The organism is Flavobacterium zepuense (genome assembly GCF_007097145.1).
Taxonomy (GTDB): domain Bacteria; phylum Bacteroidota; class Bacteroidia; order Flavobacteriales; family Flavobacteriaceae; genus Flavobacterium; species Flavobacterium zepuense.
The window spans coordinates 194912-220863 of sequence record NZ_VJVZ01000002.1 but is presented as its reverse complement, the minus strand read 5'-3'; the positions used below and the strand labels follow the sequence as shown (position 1 = coordinate 220863).

The 25952-nt window shown below is 42.0% G+C and carries 18 protein-coding genes; 16 read left to right on the top strand and 2 right to left on the bottom strand.

Annotation, left to right across the window (positions count from 1 at the left end):
* Positions 1-18 precede the first annotated feature (18 nt).
* The 6 genes from nrfD to FMM05_RS03795 are packed head-to-tail and all read left to right on the top strand — an operon-like array spanning position 19 to position 7178.
* Entirely contained in the window at positions 19-1437 is a 1419-nt protein-coding gene (nrfD, locus tag FMM05_RS03820) for an NrfD/PsrC family molybdoenzyme membrane anchor subunit (RefSeq protein WP_143372019.1), read from the top strand.
* 5 nt (positions 1438-1442) lie between these two features.
* Positions 1443-1967 (top strand): DUF3341 domain-containing protein, encoded by a 525-nt coding sequence (locus tag FMM05_RS03815; protein WP_143372018.1) that lies wholly within the window; start codon positions 1443-1445, stop codon positions 1965-1967.
* Positions 1968-1975: 8 nt separating this feature from the next.
* Positions 1976-2521, top strand: a complete 546-nt coding sequence (locus FMM05_RS03810) for a c-type cytochrome (protein WP_143372017.1) — start codon at positions 1976-1978, stop codon at positions 2519-2521.
* A 25-nt stretch (positions 2522-2546) separates the two neighbouring features.
* Entirely contained in the window at positions 2547-4127 is a 1581-nt protein-coding gene (locus FMM05_RS03805; RefSeq protein WP_143372016.1) for a quinol:cytochrome C oxidoreductase, read from the top strand.
* 19 nt (positions 4128-4146) lie between these two features.
* Complete coding sequence (locus FMM05_RS03800; RefSeq protein ID WP_143372015.1) at positions 4147-5334, top strand: cytochrome c oxidase subunit II; 1188 nt, start codon at positions 4147-4149, stop codon at positions 5332-5334.
* Positions 5335-5366: 32 nt separating this feature from the next.
* A complete protein-coding gene (locus FMM05_RS03795; protein ID WP_143372014.1) occupies positions 5367-7178 on the top strand; it encodes a cytochrome c oxidase subunit I in 1812 nt (603 codons plus the stop codon).
* A 314-nt stretch (positions 7179-7492) separates the two neighbouring features.
* Here FMM05_RS03795 and FMM05_RS03790 read toward each other — a convergent pair whose 3' ends face one another.
* Positions 7493-8914 carry an APC family permease gene (locus FMM05_RS03790; protein ID WP_143372013.1) on the bottom strand — a complete coding sequence of 474 codons (1422 nt, stop codon included), beginning with the start codon at positions 8912-8914 and terminating at the stop codon, positions 7493-7495.
* A gap of 165 nt (positions 8915-9079) precedes the next feature.
* Here FMM05_RS03790 and FMM05_RS03785 point away from each other — a divergent pair, with 165 nt between their 5' ends.
* From FMM05_RS03785 to queG, 3 genes are all read left to right on the top strand, one after another.
* Positions 9080-9373, top strand: a complete 294-nt coding sequence (locus FMM05_RS03785) for a GNAT family N-acetyltransferase (protein WP_143372012.1) — start codon at positions 9080-9082, stop codon at positions 9371-9373.
* Positions 9374-9405: 32 nt separating this feature from the next.
* Positions 9406-10428: a Holliday junction branch migration DNA helicase RuvB gene (gene ruvB / locus FMM05_RS03780; protein WP_143372011.1), complete on the top strand. Its 1023-nt coding sequence runs from the start codon at positions 9406-9408 to the stop codon at positions 10426-10428.
* A gap of 158 nt (positions 10429-10586) precedes the next feature.
* Positions 10587-11516: a tRNA epoxyqueuosine(34) reductase QueG gene (gene queG, locus FMM05_RS03775; RefSeq protein ID WP_143372010.1), complete on the top strand. Its 930-nt coding sequence runs from the start codon at positions 10587-10589 to the stop codon at positions 11514-11516.
* Here the strand turns inward: queG and FMM05_RS03770 are convergent.
* Entirely contained in the window at positions 11494-12123 is a 630-nt protein-coding gene (locus FMM05_RS03770) for a hypothetical protein (RefSeq protein ID WP_143372009.1), read from the bottom strand. The two genes, queG and FMM05_RS03770, sit on opposite strands and share 23 nt — an antisense overlap.
* A 135-nt stretch (positions 12124-12258) precedes the next feature.
* Here FMM05_RS03770 and FMM05_RS03765 point away from each other — a divergent pair, with 135 nt between their 5' ends.
* The 7 genes from FMM05_RS03765 (at position 12259) to FMM05_RS03735 (ending at position 25634) form a co-directional block, all read left to right on the top strand.
* Positions 12259-13701 (top strand): sensor histidine kinase, encoded by a 1443-nt coding sequence (locus FMM05_RS03765; RefSeq protein ID WP_143372008.1) that lies wholly within the window; start codon positions 12259-12261, stop codon positions 13699-13701.
* Positions 13698-14381 (top strand): response regulator transcription factor, encoded by a 684-nt coding sequence (locus FMM05_RS03760; protein WP_143372007.1) that lies wholly within the window; start codon positions 13698-13700, stop codon positions 14379-14381. The genes FMM05_RS03765 and FMM05_RS03760 overlap by 4 nt, the downstream gene beginning before the upstream one ends.
* Positions 14382-14469: 88 nt before the next feature.
* On the top strand, positions 14470-16761 hold the full coding sequence (locus FMM05_RS03755) for an NADP-dependent malic enzyme (RefSeq protein ID WP_143372006.1): 2292 nt from the start codon (positions 14470-14472) through the stop codon (positions 16759-16761).
* Between the two features lie 57 nt (positions 16762-16818).
* Positions 16819-17400, top strand: a complete 582-nt coding sequence (ruvA, locus tag FMM05_RS03750) for a Holliday junction branch migration protein RuvA (protein WP_143372005.1) — start codon at positions 16819-16821, stop codon at positions 17398-17400.
* A 3-nt stretch (positions 17401-17403) separates the two neighbouring features.
* Positions 17404-24834, top strand: a complete 7431-nt coding sequence (sov, locus tag FMM05_RS03745) for a T9SS outer membrane translocon Sov/SprA (protein WP_143372004.1) — start codon at positions 17404-17406, stop codon at positions 24832-24834.
* 58 nt (positions 24835-24892) lie between these two features.
* Positions 24893-25273 (top strand): glycine cleavage system protein GcvH, encoded by a 381-nt coding sequence (gene gcvH / locus FMM05_RS03740; protein WP_143372003.1) that lies wholly within the window; start codon positions 24893-24895, stop codon positions 25271-25273.
* Positions 25266-25634 carry a VanZ family protein gene (locus tag FMM05_RS03735; RefSeq protein WP_143372002.1) on the top strand — a complete coding sequence of 123 codons (369 nt, stop codon included), beginning with the start codon at positions 25266-25268 and terminating at the stop codon, positions 25632-25634. The genes gcvH and FMM05_RS03735 overlap by 8 nt, the downstream gene beginning before the upstream one ends.
* Positions 25635-25952: the final 318 nt, after the last annotated feature.

Here is a 25952-nt window from a genome sequence, read left to right as displayed (position 1 = left end):
GAAACAAATAAAAGGAATATGTCGTCTCATTACGAAGCACCCATTAGAAAACCTTTAATTATAGGTGACAAAAATTATCACGATGTAACAGTTGATGTTGCACGTCCGGTAGAAGGCAGAGCCAATAAACAATGGTGGATAGCATTTACCATTGCACTTGCTGCATTTTTATGGGGCGTAGCGTGTGTTTCCTATACAGTAGGGACAGGTATTGGTACATGGGGATCAAATAAAACAATAGGCTGGGCCTGGGATATTACCAACTTCGTTTGGTGGGTAGGTATCGGTCACGCCGGTACACTTATCTCGGCGGTATTGTTATTGTTCCGTCAAAAATGGAGAATGGCTATTAACCGCTCTGCGGAGGCAATGACCATCTTCTCTGTAATCCAGGCAGCAATGTTCCCTGTATTCCACATGGGCCGCCCTTGGTTAGCATATTGGGTTATGCCTATACCTAACCAGTTTGGGTCGCTATGGGTTAACTTTAACTCGCCACTACTTTGGGACGTATTTGCAATCTCAACATACTTATCGGTATCACTGGTTTTCTGGTGGACAGGTTTACTACCCGATTTTGCAATGCTTCGCGACAGGGCTATTACACCTTTTACAAAACAGGTTTACGGTATATTAAGTTTTGGATGGAGCGGCCGTGCTAAAGACTGGCAGCGTTTTGAAGAGGTATCTCTTGTGCTTGCCGGCCTTGCAACCCCTCTTGTACTTTCTGTACACACTATCGTATCTTTTGACTTTGCTACCTCGGTTATACCGGGATGGCATACAACAATTCTTCCGCCATACTTCGTTGCGGGAGCTATCTTCTCAGGATTTGCAATGGTTAACACCCTGCTAATTATTATGAGAAAAGTATCAAATCTTGAAGCTTACATTACTGTGCAACACATTGAGCTAATGAATATTGTAATCATGATTACAGGATCTATAGTAGGTGTAGCTTATATTACCGAGTTATTTATTGCTTGGTATTCTGGTGTAGAGTACGAACAGTATGCCTTCATTAACAGGGCAACCGGACCTTACTGGTGGGCTTATTTCCTGATGATGACCTGTAATGTTGTTTCTCCGCAGGTAATGTGGTTTAAAAAGATCAGGACCAGCATCATGGTATCTTTCATCATCTCTATCGTGGTAAACGTAGGTATGTGGTTTGAGCGTTTTGTAATTATCGTTACATCACTTCACAGGGATTACCTTCCATCTTCATGGACCATGTTCCAGCCTACATTTGTAGATGCCGGATTCTACATAGGTACAATTGGTTTCTTCTTCGTGTTATTCCTTCTATATTCAAGGAGTTTCCCTGTAATTGCACAGGCCGAGGTTAAATCGATCATGAAAACATCCAGCGAAAAATATAAAAAGCTGCATGAAGCACACGACAATCATTCACATTCAGAACATAATCATCACTAAGAATCATGAGCAATAAAGTTTTACATGTATTGTACAATGATGATGATATCCTAATGGACGCAGTAAGGAGAACCCGCGCTGCACATCATCACATTGAAGAAGTTTACACGCCTTTCCCGGTGCACGGCCTTGATAAAGCCATGGGTCTTGCCCCAACAAGGATAGCTATTGCCTCGTTCTTATATGGTTTGGTTGGATTATCTGTTGCTACTGCCATGATGCGTTACATCATGATCGTAGACTGGCCACAGGACATTGGCGGTAAGCCAAGTTTTAGCTACATCCAGAACATGCCGGCCTTTGTACCGGTAATGTTTGAGCTTACCGTATTTTTTGCAGCTCACTTAATGGTTATTACTTTTTATATGAGGAGTAAATTATGGCCGTTTAAACAAGCAGAAAACCCGGATGTAAGAACAACCGATGACCACTTTTTGATGGAGATCGCTGTTCATGGAGACGAGAACGAATTGGTTGCATTTTTTCAGGAAACCGGAGCTGTAGAAGTAAAAGTAATTGAAAAGCATTAACAAGAAGTATGAAAGCATTATATAAAATAGCATTATTGGTAACTGCATATGCAGGGTTTACTTCGTGCCACGATACATCGGCGCCAAACTACCAGTATTTCCCTAACATGTATGAATCTGTAGGCTATGAAACCTATTCGGAGTCGGCTGCTTTCCCTAACGGTAAAGAAGGCCAGCTGCCTGCAAAAGGATCTATACCAAGGGGGTTCACTCCATACGAATACGAAAATTCTCCTGCAGGGTATGACCTTGCTAAGGCTAACCTTACATCGCCACTTGCCCCGGAAGATATTGATGAGGCTAAAGGCGAGCAGCTGTTTACTATTTACTGCGCAATTTGCCACGGCGATAAAGGCGACGGTAAAGGTAACCTGGCTAAAAGGGAAAAATTTGCCGGTGTACCTAACTATAAAGACAGGGTTATTACCGAAGGTAGTATTTTCCACGTAGTAACATACGGGCTTAACATGATGGGGTCTCACGCTAACCAACTTTCTCAGGAAGAGCGCTGGCAGGTTGCCCACTATGTTATGAAACTTAAGAGTGAATTATAATTGTAGAACACTGAAAGCATAAAATATGTATACATTTTCTAGTAAATTAAGAACTTTTGCCTTTATACTGATGGTGCTTGGCGCCCTTGGTGTTGGCTATAGTTTTTTTACTGCACCCTCAACTGTTGAAGAAGCAGAGGCAATAGTTGCCGCAGGACATCATGGAGGACACGGCGAAGCTGAACATCATGATGAGACTGCTGCCGAAGCACACGGGCACGACGCTGCCGAAGCTGATGCTCATAATGCAGCTGAGCCTGCTACAGATTCTGTTGTTGTAAACCACACAGAGGAAGAAGTTGCTCACACGGCTCCGGATAGCGCATCTCCGGTTGCTATAGAAGAGCACGCTGATACTCTTGCTGCTACTGCCGAGGCACACCATGACGCGGCTTCTCCTACAGGCGATGCTGCCGAAGCGGGTCATGAAGGCCACGCACACTCTGAAGTTGCTGCTGCCCATGAAGGCCACGACGCTCATGCCGATCATGATGCTCACAAAGAGCACGCAGAGCACGTTTTCCACCAATTGCAAAACAAGCCTTGGGCTGCTTTATATGTTGCTGCATTGTTTTTTACGCTTTTATCTCTTGGTGCCCTTGCTTTTTACGGTATACAAAATGCTGCTCAGGCAGGATGGTCTCCGGTATTGTTCAGGGTTATGGAAGGTATCACAAGCTACCTTATACCGGGCTGTATAATTGTATTTTTACTACTTGTTGCAGGTGTATTACATTTTCACCACTTATTTATATGGTTAGACCCGGAAGTTGTAGCTAAAGACCACCTTATACAAGGTAAGTCGGGTTACCTTAACGGGCCATTCTTCTTAATAAGGGCTGCAATATTTATGGGCGGATGGATTTTCTACCGTCAGTATTCAAGAAAGAATTCATTACTACAAGACGAAGCTACAGACAATTCTTACTACAAGAAAAACTTTAAAGCTGCTGCTGCATTCCTTGTATTCTTTATAGTTTCAGAATCGATAATGTCTTGGGACTGGATCATGTCGGTAGATCCGCACTGGTACAGTACCTTGTTTGGATGGTATGTGTTTGCCAGCTTCTTTGTAAGCGGCATTACTACGATCGCCTTAATTACCCTATACCTTAAATCACGCGGTTACCTGGAGTATGTTAACACAAGCCACATCCATGACCTTGCTAAATTTATGTTTGGTATTAGCGTATTCTGGACGTATCTTTGGTTCTCGCAATTTATGCTTATGTGGTATGCAGATATACCCGAAGAAGTTGTTTATTTTAAAATGCGTATAGAAAACTATAACCTGCCATTCTTTGGTATGGTGGTTATGAACTTTGTGCTGCCAATTTTGATACTTATTAATACCGACTTTAAACGTCTTTCGTGGATCGTTGTTTTAGCCGGAACTATCATACTTTGCGGACACTATGTAGATTTCTATAACATGATCATGCCTGCTACCGTAGGAGACCAATGGTTTATAGGTGCTGGCGAAATAGGTGCTGTAATGTTCTTCTTAGGTTTATTTATCCTGGTAGTATTTACCACGTTAACTAAACAGCCGCTGCTTGCTAAACGCAACCCGCTGATTGAAGAAAGTAAGCATTTTCAATATTAATATTTAAAGAAATAAACAAATGACAAGTTTATTGGTAATTGCAGTTTTAGTTTTATTAGGCATTGCGATATGGCAGTTAACTAAAATATTCCACCTTACCCAAATAGGGGCGGCTACTTACAATGAAAATTCTGAGGTTGCTACCGACAGGGATAATAGTGTTAATGGTTACCTGATGTTTGGCTTTTTAGGCTTCATCTACATTTTTACTATTTATGCTTTAATAGAATGGGGCCATTTTGCATTGGGTACTCCGGCTTCGGCTCACGGTCCTCAATACGATAGCCTTATGGCTACATCTATGTGGCTTATATTTATTACACAAACCATAACGCAGTTCTTACTTCACTACTTTGCCTTTAAATACAGGGGTAAACAGGGTAAAGTTGCTTTTTACTATGCTGATAACGATAAACTTGAGTTTATTTGGACAATTATCCCGGTAATTGTACTTGCAGGCCTTATCCTTTACGGATTATATGCATGGACAAACATCATGTTTATTGATGAAGAAGCTAAAGAAGATGCTGTATATGTAGAGGTATATGCAAAGCAGTTTAGCTGGGAAGTGCGTTATGCCGGTAAAGACGGTAAACTTGGTAAAGCTAACGTGCGTTATATAGAAGGTGTTAACACTATGGGTGTTGATATGGGCGATGCTAACGCTCAGGATGATATCCAGGCTGGCGAATTACATTTACCAAAAGGAAAACAGGTTATCTTTAAATTCCGTTCTCAGGATGTACTGCACTCAGCTTACATGCCTCACTTCAGGGCTCAGATGAATGTTGTGCCGGGTATGGTAACCCAGTTTGGTTTTGTACCAACTGTTACTACAGATGATATGCGCCAGGATGCTGCTATAATGAAAAAAGTGGCTAATATTAACGAGATCCGCTCTAAGAAAAGTGCCGAACTTGTTGCTAAAGGCGAGAGCCCGCTTGAGCCATATACGTTTGACTACCTTTTACTATGTAATAAAATTTGTGGTGCTTCTCACTACAACATGCAAATGAAAATTGTTGTTGAAGATGAGGCTACATTTAATAAATGGTTAGGCGGACAAAAATCTATAGCTGCTGCAGTTAAAGAGTCTAAAGAAAAACCTGCTGCTCCGGCAGAAGGCGAAGCTGCTCCTGCAAAACCAGCCGATTCAGCCGCAGTAAAAACCGATTCTACAATGGTAGCAGCGGTAGTTAAAAAATAATTCTTTTAAAAATTATATCAAATTAAAGAGATATGTCAGCAGTAGGACACGAAGTACACGCCCACGACGAACACGGACATGATGCCCACGATCATCACCATAAGCAGACTTTTATTGAAAAGTACATTTTTAGCTTAGACCACAAGATGATCGCCAAGCAGTACCTTCTTACAGGTACGCTAATGGGTATTATTGGTATCATTATGTCTTTGTTATTCCGTATGCAAATCGCATGGCCGGAAGAGTCGTTTACTATCTTTAAAGTGCTTTTAGGCGATAAATTTGCACCCGATGGTGTAATGAAAAATGATATTTACCTGGCGCTGGTTACCATTCACGGTACCATCATGGTATTCTTTGTACTAACGGCCGGATTAAGTGGTACGTTTAGTAACCTTCTTATACCGCTTCAAATTGGTGCAAGGGATATGGCATCCGGTTTTATGAACATGATTTCATACTGGTTGTTCTTCCTATCCTCAATAATAATGGTTATTTCCCTTTTTGTTGAAGCAGGCCCTGCATCTGCCGGTTGGACGATTTATCCGCCACTAAGTGCATTGCCACAGGCTATCCCGGGTTCTGGTGCGGGTATGACGCTTTGGTTGGTTTCTATGGCCATCTTCATAGCTTCATCGCTAATGGGATCACTTAACTATGTGGTTACCGTTATCAACCTTAGAACAAAAGGTATGAGCATGACAAGGCTTCCACTAACAATTTGGGCATTATTTATTACTGCTGTTATTGGTATCCTTTCATTCCCTGTATTACTTTCTGCAGCTTTATTACTTATCATGGACAGGAGTTTTGGTACTTCATTCTTCCTTTCTGATATCTTTATTGCAGGCGACGTGCTACACTACCAGGGAGGTTCTCCGGTATTGTTCGAACACTTATTCTGGTTCCTTGGCCACCCTGAGGTTTACATTGTAATCCTTCCTGCTATGGGTCTTGTTTCTGAAATTATGACATCTAACTCTCGTAAGCCAATCTTTGGTTACAGGGCGATGATCGCATCGATACTTGCTATTGCATTCCTTTCAACAATTGTTTGGGGCCACCACATGTTCATCTCGGGTATGAACCCGTTCCTTGGGTCTGTGTTTACCTTTACAACGTTGCTAATTGCAATACCATCTGCTGTTAAAGCGTTCAACTGGATCACTACACTTTGGAGGGGTAACCTTCAAATGAACCCTGCAATGCTATTCTCTATCGGTTTTGTATCTACATTCATTACCGGTGGTCTTACAGGTATCATTCTTGGTGACAGTACACTGGATATTAATGTTCACGATACGTATTTCGTTATTGCCCACTTCCACTTAGTGATGGGTATATCAGCACTATACGGTATGTTTGCCGGTATTTACCACTGGTATCCTAAATTATATGGCAGAATGTTAAACAAAAACCTTGGTTACATTCACTTCTGGGTAACGGCAGTATGTGCTTACGGTGTATTCTTCCCAATGCACTTTATAGGTATGGCAGGTTTGCCAAGGCGTTATTACACTAACTCAGCGTTCCCGTTATTTGATGAGCTTGCCGATGTTAACGTGATCATTACAATATTTGCCATCATAGGTGCAGCGTTCCAGTTAGTATTTCTTTTCAACTTCTTCTACAGCATGTTTAAAGGCAAAAAAGCGGTACAAAACCCATGGAGGTCTAACACCCTTGAGTGGACTACACCGGTAGAACACATTCACGGTAACTGGCCGGGCGAAATACCTGAAGTTTACAGGTGGCCGTACGATTACAGTAAACCGGGTCATGATGATGACTTTGTTCCTCAAACCGTTCCAATGAAAGACGGCGAAGAAGAACTACATCACTAAGATCTTCACAACAAATACAAAGAGGCTATCCATATGGGTAGCCTCTTTTGCATTATATTACATTGTGTATAGTTTGCCCTACGTACAGTCATTGCGAACGCAGCGAAGCGCAGTGTGGCAATCTCACATGATTTCAGTAGGTGCAATCTTCCATTGTGAGCGCAGCGGAGTCGATGAATCAACTACTTGACAGTAGGATGGTACTTGTGTTACTTTTTATTCTTAACGAGTATAACGCAGTTAAAATCTGTATAACAGTATTGTATAAAAAAAGACAGGCGCTAACCTGTCTTCGTATTATATGTTTTAAAACCTTATTCAGCCAAAGCTTTCTTCTTTGTCAAATAATAAACCGGTATACCTGCCAGCATTATCAATACACCCCAGCCGCATGTACTTGCCCTGTCTTTAAGTAAGAAGAAGCAGAAGGCCGATGCTAATATAATGTAGACTAATGGCAGTACAGGGTAGCCAAATGCTCTATACGGCCTGTCGGCATTGGGCATTTTTTTCCTTAAGATAAAAATTCCGTAAATGGTCAGGATATAAAATATAACTACTATTATCATAACGTAATCCAGCAGGTCGCCATACTTTCCTGTTAGGCATAGAGCCGACGCCCAAAAGCACTGAAACCACAACCCCCAGCCAGGAACACTTGCCGTATTTAGGCTTGCGGCTTTTTTAAAGAAAAGCCCGTCTTTAGCCATAGTGTAATACACACGTGCTCCGGCTAATATGAGTCCGTTATTACACCCAAAGGTAGATACCATGATCATAATAGCGATGATGTACGTTCCTGTAGTGCCAAAAATATATTGAGAAGCTTCTACCGCTACGCGTTCTGACGGGGCATAGGCGATAGCATCAAGGGGCATTACAGCCACATACATAAGGTTGGCAGAAATATAGATAACCGTAACTATTAGTGTACCAAAGAACAGGCTGAGCCCCACGTTGCGTTGCGGATTCTTAATTTCACCCGATATAAAAGTAACGCCGTTCCAGGCATCGCTGCTAAACAGCGACCCCACCATAGAGGCCGCAATAGCCGAAAGCAGTACACCCCCGCTAATGCCCATCCAGGTATCGCTTTGCTTAACATATTGCTTGGCGGCCCAGGCATCGGCCCAGTTGGCATTCCATATATCAGCCTTTGCGGCTAAAATAAACCCAAAAACAATAAGCCCAAAAAGCGAAGCTATCTTAGCTACGGTAAAGATGGTCTGGATGTATTTGGCATTTTTAACCCCACGGCTGTTAATGTAGGTAAGTATTATAATGGTGACTATAGATAGGATTTGAGCGGCATTCAGTTTAAACCAACCTATTTCATATAAAATATTTTGGTCGCTTACAGGTGGGTACAAATAGGCGGTAAACTTTGCAAAAGCTACCCCCACGGCCGCAATAGTACCGGTTTGTATCACGGCAAAAAAGCTCCATCCGTATAAAAAGCCCACTAATTCGTTATAGGCTTCTTTTAGGTAAACATACTGCCCGCCCGCTTTAGGGAACATGGCACTCAATTCGCCATAGCTTACGGCGGCTATCATCGTCATAAGCCCTGAAATGATCCAGATAAGTGTAAGCCATCCGGCACTGCCCACCTGTTGCATGATCCCGGCGCTCACAATAAAAATCCCCGATCCTATCATAGATCCTACCACCAGCATGGTGCCGTCCAGCAGGCCCAGTTCGCGCTTTAAGTGTTTGTCTTCGTGTTCTTCTTGCATAATTGGTTTGGTTAATTTGGCTAAAGATATTTAAAAAAGTGTTTGATTAATATCGCGATTGATTATTAGTAAAAGGGTTGTAGTTAAAATCAGTGTAAATCTGCTTTTCAACCCGTGTCATCCGCGTTCCATTAAAATGTAATATCTTTATAAAAATATCCCATTATGGAAAAGACCACGTTTAAAGTAAACGAAGACGAAAAACAATTTGAGCTGCATACCAAAGGCGGCATATCATTTTTAGAATTTTACCGCGAAGGTGAAAAAGTATATCTTACCCATACCGAAACCCCGCACGAACTTAGGGGCAAGGGCTACGCTGCCGAACTGGTTAAACAAACCCTGCAATGTGCCAAAGATAACGGCTTAACAGTAGTGCCATCATGCTCATATGTGTTGCATTATGTTAACGAACACCCCGAGTGGCGCAGTATACTTTCAGACGGGTACCAAATGTAATAAGCTAACCGAAATTCAGTTATCTTTGCGGCATGAATGAGAATTTAGATCCTACCAATACCAGTTACAACCCTGAAGAGCTCGACCTTGAAAAAAAGTTGCGGCCCCTCTCCTTTGACGATTTTACCGGGCAGGAGCAGGTGCTCGAAAACCTCCAGATTTTTGTGCAGGCGGCTAATATGCGTAACGAAGCGTTAGACCATACGCTGTTTCACGGCCCTCCGGGATTGGGTAAAACCACGCTTGCCAATATTTTAGCGAGTGAACTGGGTGTGGGTATTAAAATAACATCGGGCCCTGTTTTAGATAAGCCCGGCGACCTTGCAGGACTGCTTACCAACCTGGAGGAGCGCGACATACTTTTTATAGACGAAATTCACCGCCTTAGCCCCATCGTAGAGGAGTACCTGTACTCAGCAATGGAGGATTTCAAGATTGATATCATGATCGAAAGTGGCCCCAATGCCCGCTCGGTACAGATAGGTCTAAATCCGTTCACATTGGTAGGTGCCACCACCCGTTCTGGCTTACTAACTGCACCTATGCGTGCCCGTTTTGGTATTGCCAGCAGGCTGCAATATTACACTACCGAATTGCTTACCACGATTGTACAGCGTAGTTCGGGCATTTTGAAAATGCCTATAACTATGGAGGCGGCTATAGAAATTGCCGGCCGTAGCCGCGGTACACCGCGTATTGCCAACGCACTATTGCGCCGTGTGCGCGATTTTGCCCAAATCAAAGGCAATGGTAAGATAGATATTGAGATTGCCCGCTATTCACTTAAAGCGCTGCATGTAGATGCGCACGGCCTTGACGAAATGGATAATAAGATACTTACCACGATTATCGATAAATTTAAAGGTGGCCCGGTAGGCTTGTCTACGCTGGCAACAGCAGTATCTGAAAGCGGCGAAACCATAGAAGAGGTATACGAGCCATTCTTAATTCAGGAGGGCTTTATTATGCGTACTCCGCGTGGCCGCGAGGTAACCGAGAAAGCCTACAAGCATTTGGGTAAAATACGTACTAATATACAGGGAGGGCTCTTTTAAGTTTTAAGAATTAAGATTTTTGATTTAACATAACTTCCCTACACGGCCGTCATTGCGAGCGCAGCTTGCGGAGCGTAGCAATCTCATCCATACAATCATGAGATTGCTTTGTGCCTTCTTTGCAACGACAGCCTGTCAACCTAAAGGTGCAGCAGGTCATGAAAAACAACAAGCAAAAATATACTGATTTCATCAAATCCGAAGCCCTGCGCCTCGGCTTTATGTCGTGCGGCATATCTAAAGCCGGTTTTTTGGAAGAAGAGGCACCTCGCCTGGAGGCCTGGCTTAACCAGAACCGCCACGGCAAGATGCAGTATATGGAGAACCATTTTGATAAGCGGCTTGACCCAACACTGCTTGTTGACGGTGCAAAAAGTGTCATATCATTATTGCTGAATTACTACCCTGAAGAAACTCAAACTACTGATACCTACAAAATATCTAAGTATGCCTACGGGCAGGATTACCACTTTGTAATTAAGGAAAAGCTTAAAGAACTACTGCACTCAATACAATCCACTATAGGCGAAGTAGGGGGCAGGGCATTTGTAGATTCGGCCCCGGTGTTAGATAAAGCCTGGGCTGCAAAAAGCGGACTGGGCTGGATTGGTAAGAACTCAAATTTACTAAGCAAAAAAACTGGCTCGTTCTTTTTTATTGCAGAGCTTATTGTTGATATCGACCTGGAATACGACTATGCCGTAACCGACCACTGTGGCTCCTGCACGGCCTGCCTTGATGCCTGCCCAACACAGGCCATAATTGCACCTTATGTGGTAGACGGCAGCAAATGCATATCGTACTTTACTATAGAACTTAAAGAAAATATACCTGCCGAAATGCGGGGCAGTTTTAACGACTGGGCATTTGGCTGCGATGTTTGCCAGGACGTATGCCCCTGGAACCGATTTAGCAAACCCCACCGCGAACCGCTTTTTAATCCGCACCCGGATTTATTGTCGCTCACTAAAAAAGACTGGGAAGAAATCACCGAGGATACCTTTAGGGCTGTGTTTAAAAACTCGGCGGTAAAGCGTGCAAAATACGATGGGTTAAAGCGCAACATTAATTTTTTGAAAGAGCTGTAGTGAACAGGCTTTCCTGATCGCTAAACTTCATCTCAAACAAAATATAATGCTCAATGCCAAACTCTGTACCCCAATTTTCAATGTCCTTGCCGCTATATTGTACGGCGCACCAGGAACTGCTACCGTCTTTATTGCGTTGCGGCAGTATATAGGCAAAAGCATAAAAAGGTTTTCCGGTTTCAATTTCTATTTGTGCGCCAAAATCACGCAGGCTGTAATCACTATGTTTGGTGCTTTTGTATTCCTCTATAAGAGAAAACCGGCCAAAATCGAACATGACTTTTAGTGTCTTTGAGCCAGACTTCATTGCGATTACGTTGAATTTTAAGGTGTCGCCTTCAACAACCGACACCGGAAAGGTAGCCGAATTGAACAAAGTGTCGACACTTTTAACTTTGCCCTTCCATATTTCTTTAGAAACTATGTAATACTTCTTGCTTTTTAAATCGGTACCACTAATTTTAGTATGGTACATTTCGATACCCTGAAAGCGGAAAAGCTGGTCAATTTCTTTGTTTTCAGGATAGGTGGTTGTCATTTTTAGCGTGGTTCCCTGCGCCGCGCACAGGCTGCTGATTAGTAAAAAAAGGTAAATGCATTTTTTCATGATGATAAATTTTATTGATTCACAGCAAATGTATGCCGGCTCCTAAAGCCTGCAGGTTAATGAGCCTTTAACAGGGTTAATTAGTGTTAACAAAATTAGTTGGGCTTACACTAAACATTTATTTTTGGCGGGTATATGAAAAAGAACCTGCTAATAGTGTTTGTGTTAATGGCTGTTTGCGTTACCGGCGTTACGGCTTTGCAGCTGTATTTTAGCTACCAGACGTACCAAACGGAGTCTAAGGTTTTTGAACGCAACATAAACGAAGCGCTAAATGAAGCAGTTGATACCGCTTTTGAAAAACACAGGCTAAATGTAATTCGCCAGTTTAAAGGTTGGCTGGCCGATACTACTATTATCGACATTAGCTGTAAATGGAATGCCGGGCAAAAGGTGACTGTTTTTACAATAAGTGAAGTGGAAGCACCCCGCGCCGACAGGACTACTATAAGCCTGAGCATTGAGCAGTTCCCTCAAAAACTAGAGTATATAACGCCACAGGCAAAAGCTGTGCTTATAGAGCAGATGGCAGATATGGTAAATGCCGACCTTAAAAAAGGGTCTATTTATTTTTATACGCAAAAGCTTGGTGCCCGCCTGGATAAAGCCTATGATAAAACACCCATTACTGTAAACGATATTACTCCCCTATATAAAGCATCGTTACAAAAAAGAAACATCAGGGAGGCTTTTACATTCAATCAAAATGATAAAGACAATTACACTTTTAACACGAAAAAAGTAAACTTTGCCATAAGGCGGCCCTATAAAGAAACGTGGCTGTATGCATCGTTTAACAATACGGGACTGTATTTATTAGGTCAACTTAAATGGGTGCTGTTTGGTGCTTTATTACTTGTTATAATTACAATTATTTGCTTTTGGTATACCGTTAGGGTATTACTCAGCCAGCAAAAACTTAATGCCCTTAAAGACGATTTTATAAGCAATATGACCCACGAAATACATACACCCCTAACATCAATAACCGTTACTGCGCAGGCGTTAAAGCAGTTTAGCCATGACCCCGAAGCGCAGCAAAGCTACCTTGATATTATAGTGTACCAAAGCAACAAACTGGCCGGCCTTACCGATGAGATACTTACCAGCGCCCGCCTGGCAAAAATAGATATGGGCCTTAATGATACCATTGCTGTTGATAACCTTATTAATGAAATTGTGAAAAGTACAAGTGGGGTAGGAATTCATTTTTCGCCCTGTGCACAAAACACAGTTGTAAGGGGAAACAAAAGTCATTTGCTTAGGGCAATTGGTAATTTGGTTGATAATGCGATAAAACATGGCAATGCCTTTTCAAAAATAGATATAAGCTGTTTAGTGTCCGATAAAAGTATAAATATTGCTGTAGCAGATAACGGTCCCGGTATACCTGACGAGTACAAGCACAAGGTGTTTGAGCAGTTTTTCAGGATACCATTGGGTAACGTGCACAATGTAAAAGGTTACGGACTGGGGCTTAGTTACGTTAAAAAGGTGGCAGAGGCTCATGGAGGGACAGTATCAATAACCGATAACGTGCCCAATGGAAGTATTTTTACCATAACATTACCGCTATGAAGCAGTATACCCTGCTTTTAGCCGAAGATGAGCCCTTTTTAGGGAAGGTGGTAAAAGAAAGCCTTGAGAAAAAAGGTTATGCTGTTATGCTTGCCCCTGATGGTAAGCAGGCATGGCAGCTGTATACGTCTTTTGAGTTTGATATGTGCATACTGGATGTTATGATGCCCTACAAAGATGGCTTTACTCTGGCGGCACAAATCAGGCAAGCCAACCCTAAAATACCATTGATGTTCCTTACCGCTAAAGCCGATATTAGAGATGTAACCCAGGGATATGCCAGCGGGGGCAACGATTACCTTAAGAAGCCATTCAGCTTAGATGAACTTTTTTTGCGCGTAGCCGAATTGCTAAAACGTGCCAGTCCGGAGAATCAGCCAGCAGATGAATTTACCATAGGCAGCTACAGCTTTTCGCCAAAAAGGCAGGAACTTAAGGATAGTGATGGAACGATAGTAAAGCTTTCACATAAAGAAAGTCAGTTGCTCGTGTTACTGCTTCAAAATAAAAATTTAGTAATGGACAGGAAAGCCACATTGCTAAAACTTTGGGGTGACGACAATTTTTTCAACACCCGCAATATGGATGTTTACATTACGCGCCTCCGCAAGAAACTGCACAAAGACCCGGCTATAGAAATCGTGAATATTCGTGGTTTTGGGTACAAGCTCATCTGCTGATTTTTAGCTTAAAAAGAATAGTGTTAAATATTTCCCATTTCAATCGATAACTTTACCTTTGTTGGTTCGTTACAAAAGCTAATAAAGAATGAATCAATACAGCAAAAGGCGTGAGGCCTTACTCTATCACGCTAAGCCGCATCCGGGAAAAATTCAGGTAGTACCCACTAAACCCTATGCCACACAACGAGATCTTTCTCTGGCATATTCCCCTGGCGTTGCCGAGCCTTGTTTGGAAATTGCAAAAGATGTAGATAAAGTTTATAAATATACTGCTAAAGGTAATTTAGTAGCGGTAATATCTAATGGTACCGCCGTTTTAGGCCTTGGCGATATTGGCCCCGAAGCCTCTAAGCCCGTAATGGAAGGCAAGGGCCTTTTATTCAAAATTTTTGCCGATATAGATGTTTTTGATATTGAAGTTGACACGAAAGATGTTGAAAAATTTATCGAAACCGTAAAAAATATTTCCCCCACTTTTGGAGGTATCAACCTTGAGGATATTAAGGCCCCGGAATCGTTCGAGATTGAGCGCCGCCTTGTAGAAGAGCTTAATATCCCTGTAATGCACGATGACCAGCATGGTACCGCCATTATCTCATCAGCAGCGCTTATAAATTCTGCCGAGCTTGCCGGTAAACAACTGGGCGACCTTAAAATTGTGGTGTCAGGAGCAGGTTCTGCTGCGCTTGCGTGTGCTAACCTGTACGTTTTATTAGGCGTAAAGGTAGAGAACATTACCATGTTTGATGTTAACGGCATGTTGGTACAAAGCCGCACCGACCTTTTAGACCTGCAAATGCGCTACGCGCAGCCGGGCGAGCCGGTAACATTAACCGAAGCGGTAAAAGGTGCAGATATGTTCCTTGGGCTTTCGGTAGGTAATGTGCTTTCATCTGAAATGTTGCTTACTATGGCAAACGATCCTATTGTGTTTGCCATGGCTAACCCTATCCCTGAAATAGATTATAATGTTGCCATTGCAACCCGGCCTGATGTTATTATGGCTACCGGCCGATCTGACCATCCTAACCAGGTTAACAATGTACTGGGCTTCCCGTACATTTTTAGGGGAGCGTTAGATGTTAGGGCTACAAAAATAAACGAAGCCATGAAAATGGCAGCCGTAATGGCGTTGGCAGAGCTTGCAAAAGCCAGCGTACCGGAGCAGGTTAATATAGCTTATGGCGAAACCAAATTAAACTTTGGCCGTGATTATATTATCCCAAAACCGTTCGATCCAAGGCTTATTGCCGTAGTGGCACCGGCTGTTGCCCGTGCTGCTATGGAAAGCGGTGTGGCCCAGCACCCAATAACCGACTGGGATAAGTATATTGAAGGCCTTTTAGACCGTTTGGGTAATGATAACAAAATGGTGCGCCTGCTTACTAACCGTGCTAAGAGCGATCCTAAAAGTATCGTATTTGCCGAGGCCGACCAGCTTGATGTGCTTAAAGCAGCCCAAATTGTTATGGAAGAAGGTATTGGTACGCCTATACTTTTAGGAGACAGGGAAACCATCCAGGAGCTTAAGGAAGAAATTGGTTTTGATAACGATGTACTTATTGTAGATCCTAAAACCGATATAGAAAAAGAACGTTTACAACAATACGCCAATATATTTTGGAGCGGTCGCCAGCGCAGGGGTGTCAACTACCTTGATGCTGAAAAAATGATGCGCCAGCGTAACTACTTTGCCGCAATGATGGTAAATACCGGCGATGCCGATGCTATGTTAACAGGCTATTCGCGTAACTACCCGTCATCGGTTAAGCCTATTTTACAGCTTATAGACAGGTCGCAGGGCGTAAGCCGTGTAGCAACTACTAATATGATGCTTACCAAGCGAGGGCCTATTTTCCTTTCAGATACCGCTATAAACCCCAACCCCACTGCCGAGGAACTTGCTAATATTGCACTCATGACGGCCCGTACGGTACGACTGTTTGGTATGGAGCCGGTAGTGGCAATGGTGTCGTTCTCTAACTTCGGTTCATCGCCGGAGCCGAGTGCGGTAAAGGTACGCCAGGCGGTTTCTATCCTTCATAAAAATTACCCAGACCTTATTGTTGATGGCGAATTACAAGCCGATTTTGCTTTAAATGCAGATATGCATGAGGCTAAGTTCCCGTTCTCTAAACTGGTAGGCAAAAAAGTAAATACACTTATATTCCCTAATTTAGAGTCGGCAAATATTACCTATAAGCTTTTAAAAGAGCTTGATAAAGTGGTAAGTATAGGCCCTATAATGATGGGTATGGATAAGCCGGTGCACATAGTGCAGTTTGGTGCCAGTGTAGAAGAAATGGTAAACATGGCAGCCGTTGCTGTTGTAGATGCACAGGAAAAAGAAAAGCGTTTTAAAATGGCAAAAAAATAAGATTGCCCATTGGTACAATAATTTTGTTATTTTTACGGACTTGCTTAATAAAGAAATATGATAGCACATCTTGAGGGAAGGCTGGTGGAAAAGACCCCCACCGAAGTGGTAATAGATTGCCACGGTGTGGGTTACCATGTTAATATTTCGCTGCACACTTTTTCGCTGCTGCCGGATTCTGATAACCTGAAACTATACACTTTTTTACAGATAAAAGAAGATGCCCACACGCTTTTTGGCTTTGTAGAAAAAGCTGAGAGGGAACTTTTTAAGCAGCTTATATCAGTATCGGGTGTTGGTGCGGGCATTGCCAGGACAATGCTGTCTTCTTTAGAGCCGCGCCAGATCATCCAGGCGATAGGTTCGGGCAACGTTGCACCCATACAATCTATTAAGGGTATCGGTACAAAAACAGCCCAGCGCGTAATACTCGATCTAAAGGACAAAGTGTTAAAACTGTACGATTTGGAGGAAGTTTCGCTCGCGGGTTACAATACAAACAGAGATGAAGCGTTATCTGCCTTGGAGGTCTTGGGCTTTAACAAAAAATTAGCGGAAAAAGCCGTCGAAAAAATTGTTAAGGAAAACCCTTCCGCTGGCGTAGAAACTATTATAAAACAAGCTTTAAAAAATTTATAGTCCTTGAAAACAAAGTACTCTAAAGACTTTTATACCAATATAAAATATTCGTTTTCTGTAATTTTTTTGTTCTTCAGCGTTATTGCCCAGGCACAAATTGATGAAGAAGAGGAAGATCCTGTACAGCAGGATACGTTAACAGGCTACAATACCGGTAACATGGTAATGGAAAACCCCAAGAGTATTGTGGGGGCCTACACGTATGATCCTATAACGAACCGTTATATTTACACGAATAAATTTGACGGATTTAATATTACATACCCTATAATACTGACCCCGGAGCAATACAATGAACTTGTACTGCGCGAATCGATGCGTGAGTATTACAAACAAAAATCTAAAACTATAGATGGTAAAGGAACGGCAGAGGAACAAAAAGACCTACTGCCGCGTTACTACGTTAATTCGAGCTTTTTTGAGACTATTTTTGGTAGTAATACCATAGATGTTAAGCCCCAGGGATCGGTAGAGATGGATTTGGGTATACGTTATACCAAGCAGGATAACCCATCACTCTCACCACGTAATAGGCGTACCTTTACCTTTGATTTTGACCAGCGTATAAGCATGAGCCTTCAGGGTAAAGTAGGTACAAGGCTGGGTGTAACGGCCAATTATGATACTGAGAGTACATTTGCTTTCCAAAACCTTATAAAATTAGAATATACCCCAACCGAAGACGATATTATTCAGAAGATCGAAGTTGGTAACGTAAGTTTCCCATTATCTAACTCGTTGGTTAGAGGTGCGCAAAGTCTTTTTGGTGTTAAGGCGCAGTTTCAGTTTGGTAAAACTACCATTACGGGTATTTTCTCAGAACAAAAATCACAAACTAAGACCGTTACAGCACAAGGCGGCGGTACTGTTCAGGACTTTGAGCTTTTTGCTCTCGACTATGATTCTGACAGGCACTTTTTCCTTTCGCAATATTTCAGGAACCTTTATGACCAGGCGTTAAGAAGTTACCCATTAATTAACAGCAGGGTACAAATAACCCGTGTAGAGGTTTGGGTAACCAACAGGCAAAACCGTATTAACGCTACTGAAAATAACTCAAGAAATATTATAGCATTACAGGATTTGGGTGAAAGCCAGCTTACAAAAGGCGGATTATCATCAGGTGCTGATATTACTCCCCAGACTGTAGGTATAGATAATCCAGCAGGGTTTTTTACAAATCCAGGTTTTAACCTTCCTCCAGATAACTCTAATAATGGTTTTAATCCGGAAACCATAGGTCAGGCAGGCAGTTGGCTACAATCTTCTATAAGAGAAATTGTAACCACCAGTAGTAGTAGTTTTTCGAACTTTACTGCCAGCGAAGGGCGTGACTACTCTAAATTAGAAAATGCCCGTAAACTTAGCAGCAGCGAGTATACTTTTCATACACAGTTGGGTTATATATCGCTTAATCAAAAACTAAATAATGATGAGGTTCTTGCTGTGGCATACCAGTACACCATGGGCGACCAGGTGTATCAGGTGGGAGAGTTTGGTACCGATGGTGTAGCTGCAACTGTTGTGGGCGGCACCCAGGGCAGTACAGAAGATCCTGCTACCGTATCTACCCAGAGCCTTATCTTAAAAATGCTTAAGAGTAACCTTGTAAATGTAAACGAGCCGGTTTGGGACCTGATGATGAAAAACATTTACCAGGTGCCTAACGCTTACCAGATAACGCAGGAGGATTTTAGGTTTAATATTATGTATACCGATCCTTCTCCGCTTAACTATATTGTTCCTGCTGAGTATCCGGGTCTTCCGGTTCAGCCACTGCCCGATCAGGCTACATTTCCTGAAACATCGGTGGCCGATACGCCTTTGCTGCGTGTGTTTAATGTAGACAGGCTTAATTATACTAACGACCCTCAGGTGGGTGGCGATGGTTTCTTTGACTTTGTGGATGGCCTTACCATAGATGCTCAAAACGGGCGTATAATATTTACAACCGTAGAACCTTTTGGTGAATACCTGTATGATAAATTGGGGCAGAACAGCACATTTAATCCGGATTACCACACTGCGGCAGAATCTACGTTTAATACTAACCAAAGAAAGTATGTATACCGTAAGATGTATAAAAGCACCCAGGCAGATGCGTTACAGGATGCTCAAAAGAACAAGTTCCAGTTAAAAGGGCGCTTTAAATCTACCGGTAGCGATGGTATCTCGTTAAATGCGTTTAACGTACCGCAGGGATCTGTAGTTGTAACAGCCGGTGGGCGTGTACTTGTAGAAGGTGTAGACTATACTGTAAACTACCAGGCAGGGCGTGTACAAATATTAGATACATCATTACAGGCCTCTAACACGCCAATAGAAGTATCTATAGAAAACAACTCCACCTTTGGCCAGCAAACAAGGCGTTTTGCAGGTTTTAACGTAGAGCATAAATTTAACGATAAGTTTTTGGTGGGCGCCACTTTGCTAAACATGAGCGAGAGGCCATTTACCAATAAAACAAACTACGGGCAGGAATCGGTTAATAATACCATTTTCGGCCTTAATACAACCTATTCTACCGAGGTGCCTTTCTTTACCAGGATGGTAAACAAACTGCCTAATATGGATACCGATGTGGCTTCAAACATCTCATTTAGGGGAGAAATAGCTTACCTTAAACCGGGAGCATCTAAAGCCGACCAATTTAATGGTGAAGCTACCACTTATGTAGATGATTTTGAGGGTTCGCAAACTACCATAGATATGCGCGGTGCCACCGGGTGGACGCTATCAAGCGTGCCGGTAATAGGCGGTGTAGATCCTCCTCTTAACGACCTGAGCTCGGGTTACAATAGGGCAAAAATGGCATGGTATAGCATAGATCCGGTATTTTATACATCGAGCCAGCTGCCTGATGGTATTTCCTCGTCAGATGTGTCAAGTAACAGGACAAGGCGTGTTTACTATGATGAGCTTTATCCGGTAACCGATGTGGTTCCCGGCCAGAGTACTGTAGTAAGTACGTTAGACCTTTCGTATTTTCCACAGGAACGTGGTCCTTATAACTTTAGCCCCGATGCCGCCGGAGGTACATTTTCTGAAGCCAGGGCAACCCAAAACTGGGCAGGTATCATGAGGCCTATAACATCTACCAACTTTGAGCAAACGAACGTAGAGTACATCCAGTTCTGGATGCTCGATCCTTATGTAGGTAGTGTGGGCGATGAGGCAACAGGTGATAATACCGGTACGATAGAAATAAACCTTGGTGAAATATCCGAAGATATACTTAAAGATAACAGGAAACAATACGAAAACGGATTGCCGGGAACTGACGGCGCTGCTACTACATTCTCTACAGTTTGGGGTAAGGTTCCGGTATCGCAATCGCTTATTTATGCTTTTGATACTGATGCTGCCAACCGTGGGTTGCAGGATGCAGGTTTTGATGGTATCCTGGATGCAGAAGAAGGTGCCGGTACTCCATTTGCGGGCCAGCCAGACCCTGCACAGGATAACTACCAGTTTTTTCTTAGTGCCGATGGCGACGTTATAAACCGATATAAAAATTACAATGGTACCCAGGGCAACTCTCCTGTAGATGTGGGCGATACTAACAGGGGTAACACAACCCTGCCCGATACCGAAGATGTAAACAGGGATAATACCATGAATACCATAGATGCTTACTACAGGTATACCATTCCTGTGGGGCCAAGTGCTGTAGTTGGTACGGGTTACCTTGTTGATGAGAGACCGTCTACGGTTGATGCTGATCTTCCCGATGGTACTACAACTCCGTACAGGTGGTTATTGTATAAAATTCCTATTGCTGTAGATAGTGATGACCCTACCACAAGTGTGGGTGGTATAAGTAGTGTACGTTCTATCCGCTTTATGAGGATGTTTGTTAGCGGGTTCAGAAAAGAAATTACACTTCGTTTTGGTGCTCTTGACCTTGTAAGGGGAGAGTGGAGAAGATATACGGCATCATTTGATGATCCTGACCAAACGGGTAGTGATGACGATGACGTTACTGTAGACCAAACTGGTTTTGATGTAGTATCCTTAAACATACAGGAAAACGGACAAAGGCAACCTATACCTTATGTATCGCCACCGGGCGTACAACGCGAGCAATTATATAGTAACAACGCAGTTATCAACCAAAATGAGCAGGCACTTTCATTAAGGGTTTATTCTACTTCGGCCTCTACGTCTAATGACAGTGGTTTAGAGCCGGGCGATTCGCGTGCAGTGTTTAAAAATGTGAACGTAGATATGCGCCAGTATAAAAAGCTTAGGATGTTCCTGCATGCTGAGGCACTTACATCATCTGCCGATTCTAATCTTCCTGAGAGCAATTCGCTTCAGGATAATGAAATGTCGGGTTTCCTTCGTTTTGGTAACGACTTTACAGATAACTTTTACCAGGTAGAAAAAAGCCTTGTGCTTTCGGCATTTAATGCCTATACGCCAGAGCAGGTTTGGCCTGAAGGTGCTGATGGTAATGAGATAGAAGTAACACTTGCAGCCCTTACAAAACTTAAGGTAATGGTGCTTAACGGTACCTTGCCTACTACGGCTGCCGATGCTAATGGCGTGTACTTTGTAAATGCCCGGGAGCTGGATCCTACATTAAGCGACAGGATAAGGATAGGTATAAAGGGTAATCCTAACTTTGGTTATGTACGTACCTTAATGGTGGGTGTTAAAAATAACACCATAGAGCTAAACAGGCTTAGCACCAATAACCAGGTAAGGCACATTAGGGGAGAGGTTTGGTTTAACGAGCTTCGCCTGTCTGATATGGATAATAAAGGAGGTATGGCTGCTGTTGCCAGTATGGATGCCAATTTTGCCGATTTTGCTACAATTTCGGCTACCGGTAACATGAGTACAATTGGTTTCGGTACCATAGAGCAAAGCCCTAACGAGAGAAGCAGGGAAGATACCAAGCAATATAACTTTGTAACTAATATTGGCCTTGGTAAACTATTGCCTAAAAAATGGCATATTAACCTGCCTTTTAACTATAGTGTAGGCGAGCAAACCATTACACCGGAGTATGATCCGTTCTATCAGGATGTAACGTTAGACCAGGTTATAGCTGAGGCTACTACTGATGCCGAAAGAGAAAATATTAAGAACAGGGCTATAGATTATACCAAAACAAAAAGTATAAACTTTATTGGTGTTAAAAAAGAACGTGCGCCGGAACAGAAACAGCATATTTACGACCCAGAGAACTTAACGCTTTCCTATTCTTATAATCAGACGAATCATCATGATTACGAGATACAGGATATGTTAGACCAGCAGGTAAGGGTATCGGCAGATTATAATTATGTTTTCCAAAACAAGCCTATAGAGCCGTTTAAAAACACGGCGTTTATGAAAAAGAGCCAATATTGGAAATTGTTAAGCGACTTTAATTTTAATTACCTGCCATCTAACATTTCTTTCAGTACTAATATTATAAGGCAGTTTAATAAGCAGCAATACCGTAATGTAGATGTAGAGGGCATACCTATAGACCCACTGTACCGCCGTAATTATTTCTTTAATTACCAGTATGGGTTTAACTATAATATTACCAAGTCGCTTAGGTTTAACTATGCAGTGGCAACAAGTAACATAGTAAGGAACTACCTTGATGAGGATGGTGCCCCAATACAGGATTACACCGTGTGGCAGGACTTTTGGAATGTTGGTGAGGCAAATACCCACACCCAGCAGTTTGTAGTAAATTATGATATTCCTATCAACAAATTGCCCATGTTTAACTTTGTGAAATCTACGTATAGTTATACAGCAAATTACAACTGGCTGCGTTCTACAGACGCGTTAGCCGAAGTTGATGTAGATAATGGCAGTGGTGGTTTTGATACTTACAGATTAGGTAACACCATACAAAATGCCAATTCGCATAAGCTTAATACCACACTTAATATGGACTTATTTTATAAGTACATAGGGTTGGGGCCTAAAAAGAAAGCTGCTACAAATGCTGCGCCTAAGGCTCCGCCAAAACCGGGTGAAAAAATTACTGCTGCTCCTAAACCTCAGGAAACAGGTAATCCTTTTGTAAATAGCTTAATAGGCGTAGTTACAAGTGTTAAGACCATACAGATTAACTATACTGAGACTAACGGTACAGTATTACCCGGATTTTTGCCAAGTATAGGTTTCCTTGGTACAACTAAACCAAATTTTGGCTTTATTATAGGTAGCCAGGATGCCGATATTAAGTATGAGGCTGCAAAAGCGGGTTACCTTACAAGTTACCAGGAGTTTAATCAGAATGTTACGCAGGTTAATACTAAACAGCTTAACCTTACTGCTGCTATTGAGTTATTGCCTGATTTTAAAATAGACCTTACGGCCGACAGGACCTCTCAGGATAATGCATCAGAGCAATATGATGCTTATGATGAAGATTCAAGTACTTACCGTTATCAGCCGCTTTCACCTTATAACTATGGTAACTTCCAGATATCTACAATACTTATAAAAACGGCCTTTAGCCAAAGCGATGTAAACGGGTCTGAAGCTTTTGATCAAATGAGGCAAAACAGGATGGTAATAGCCGATAGGCTTGCAACGCAGTTTTATGGAGTAGATGCAACTTCATTGCCAAGGTACGTGGCAGGAACAAGCGAGTTTGCTACTGCTAATGCTGGTTATCCTATAGGTTTTGGTAAAAATAACCAGGCGGTATTACTACCGTCGTTCATTGCCGCTTATACCGGAAAAGATGCCGGTAGTGTTAAAACAAGTGCTTTCAGGGATACGCCATTACCTAACTGGGTTGTTAAGTATACCGGTTTAATGCGTCTTAAATTCTTTAAAGACAGGTTTAAGCGTTTCTCGTTGCAGCATGGCTACAGGGCTTCTTATAACATTAACTCATACAGGTCTAATCTTGATTATAAAGAAGATAATATACTGCAGGATAATAACGGGGTAGGTAACTTTTATAACAAGAATATTATCTCTAATGTCAACCTTACAGAGCAGTTTAACCCGCTTATCCGTGTAGATTTCGAGATGAAAAATTCTATTAAGATACTTGCAGAGGTTCGTAAAGACCGTACGCTTAACATGAGCTTTGATAACAATCTGCTTACGGAGGTTAAGGGTAACGAATATGTATTGGGCCTTGGCTATCGTATTAAAGATGTTACAATAAATTCCAGCCTTGCAGATAATGTGAGCAATGTTATTAAGAGTGATATTAACCTTAAGGCCGATTTTACCCTTAGAAAGAATGAAACCATAGTGCGTTACCTTGATTATGATAATAACCAACTTGGTGGTGGCCAGGATATATGGACGCTTAAGTTAACGGCCGATTATTCGTTCAGTAAAAACCTTACAGCTATTTTCTATTACGACCACTCGTTCTCTAAAGCCGTAATTTCTACCTCATACCCATTAACAACAATCAGGTCGGGCTTTACGCTGAGGTATAATTTTGGTAATTAATAAAAAAAGATTTTACAGTTATTTTTATAAAACATACATTTGTACAAAACAAACTAACATGAATATTCCTGCAGACTTAAAGTACACAAAAGACCACGAGTGGGTTAAAATTGAAGGCGATACAGCTACAGTGGGCATTACAGATTTTGCCCAGAAAGAACTTGGTGATATTGTTTATGTAGAGGTTGAAACTCTGGATCAGACACTTGCTAAAGATGAAGTGTTTGGTACAGTTGAGGCCGTGAAAACAGTATCAGACCTGTTTTTGCCATTATCCGGCGAAATTGTGGAGTTTAATGATGCTCTTGAAACCAATCCTGAAAGTGTAAACTCTGATCCTTACGGAGCAGGATGGATGGTTAAAGTAAAAATATCTGATGCTGCTGAGGTTGAAGAGCTTTTAAGCAGCGACCAATATAAAGAGCTTATAGGTGCGTAACAAATACTTATGGGCGGCACTTTTATGGACTGCAGGAATTGCAGTAAGCTGCCTGGTAAGTATGAATAATTTCCGTAATGATTCTATCGACCTTGAGCATAAAGACAAGTTTATCCATGCAACGTTTTACTTTGGTTTTACATTGCTTTGGTATCTTTCTCTAAGAAAGGGTATTAACAGGGCTAAAACCCGGCTAGTCGTTTTTATGTTTGCAATTGGTTTTGGAATCCTTATAGAGCTTTTTCAGCAATTTTTTACATCCGACAGAAGTGCCGATGTACAGGATGCTATAGCAAATACCTTTGGTAGTGCAATAGCAATTTTAGTCATCTGGCTTTTTGAAAAGTTCAATAAAAAATAAAGTGAGCCCGGACAGTTAGTCCGGGTTTTTTTATGCCTGATTTTTCACTTTTAGACATAAAAAAACCGCCTAAAAAATTTTTTAGGCGGCTTCATCCTTTTTCATAGCAATTGTCGAAGGATTCTTTTTCTTTTTCGTAACAACAAATTTTATAAAACAACCTTTACAGGAAAGATTATATACTATAGACGCTCAATATTTAAAAAGGTTGCGTCGTGCCATCAAAAAAATATGTTTTAACTTTTGCCAAACTTTTTTTATAAAGACAAATCGTTTTGAGACTAAGCTTTTTGACCTATCTTTGCGCCAGTTTTTGAA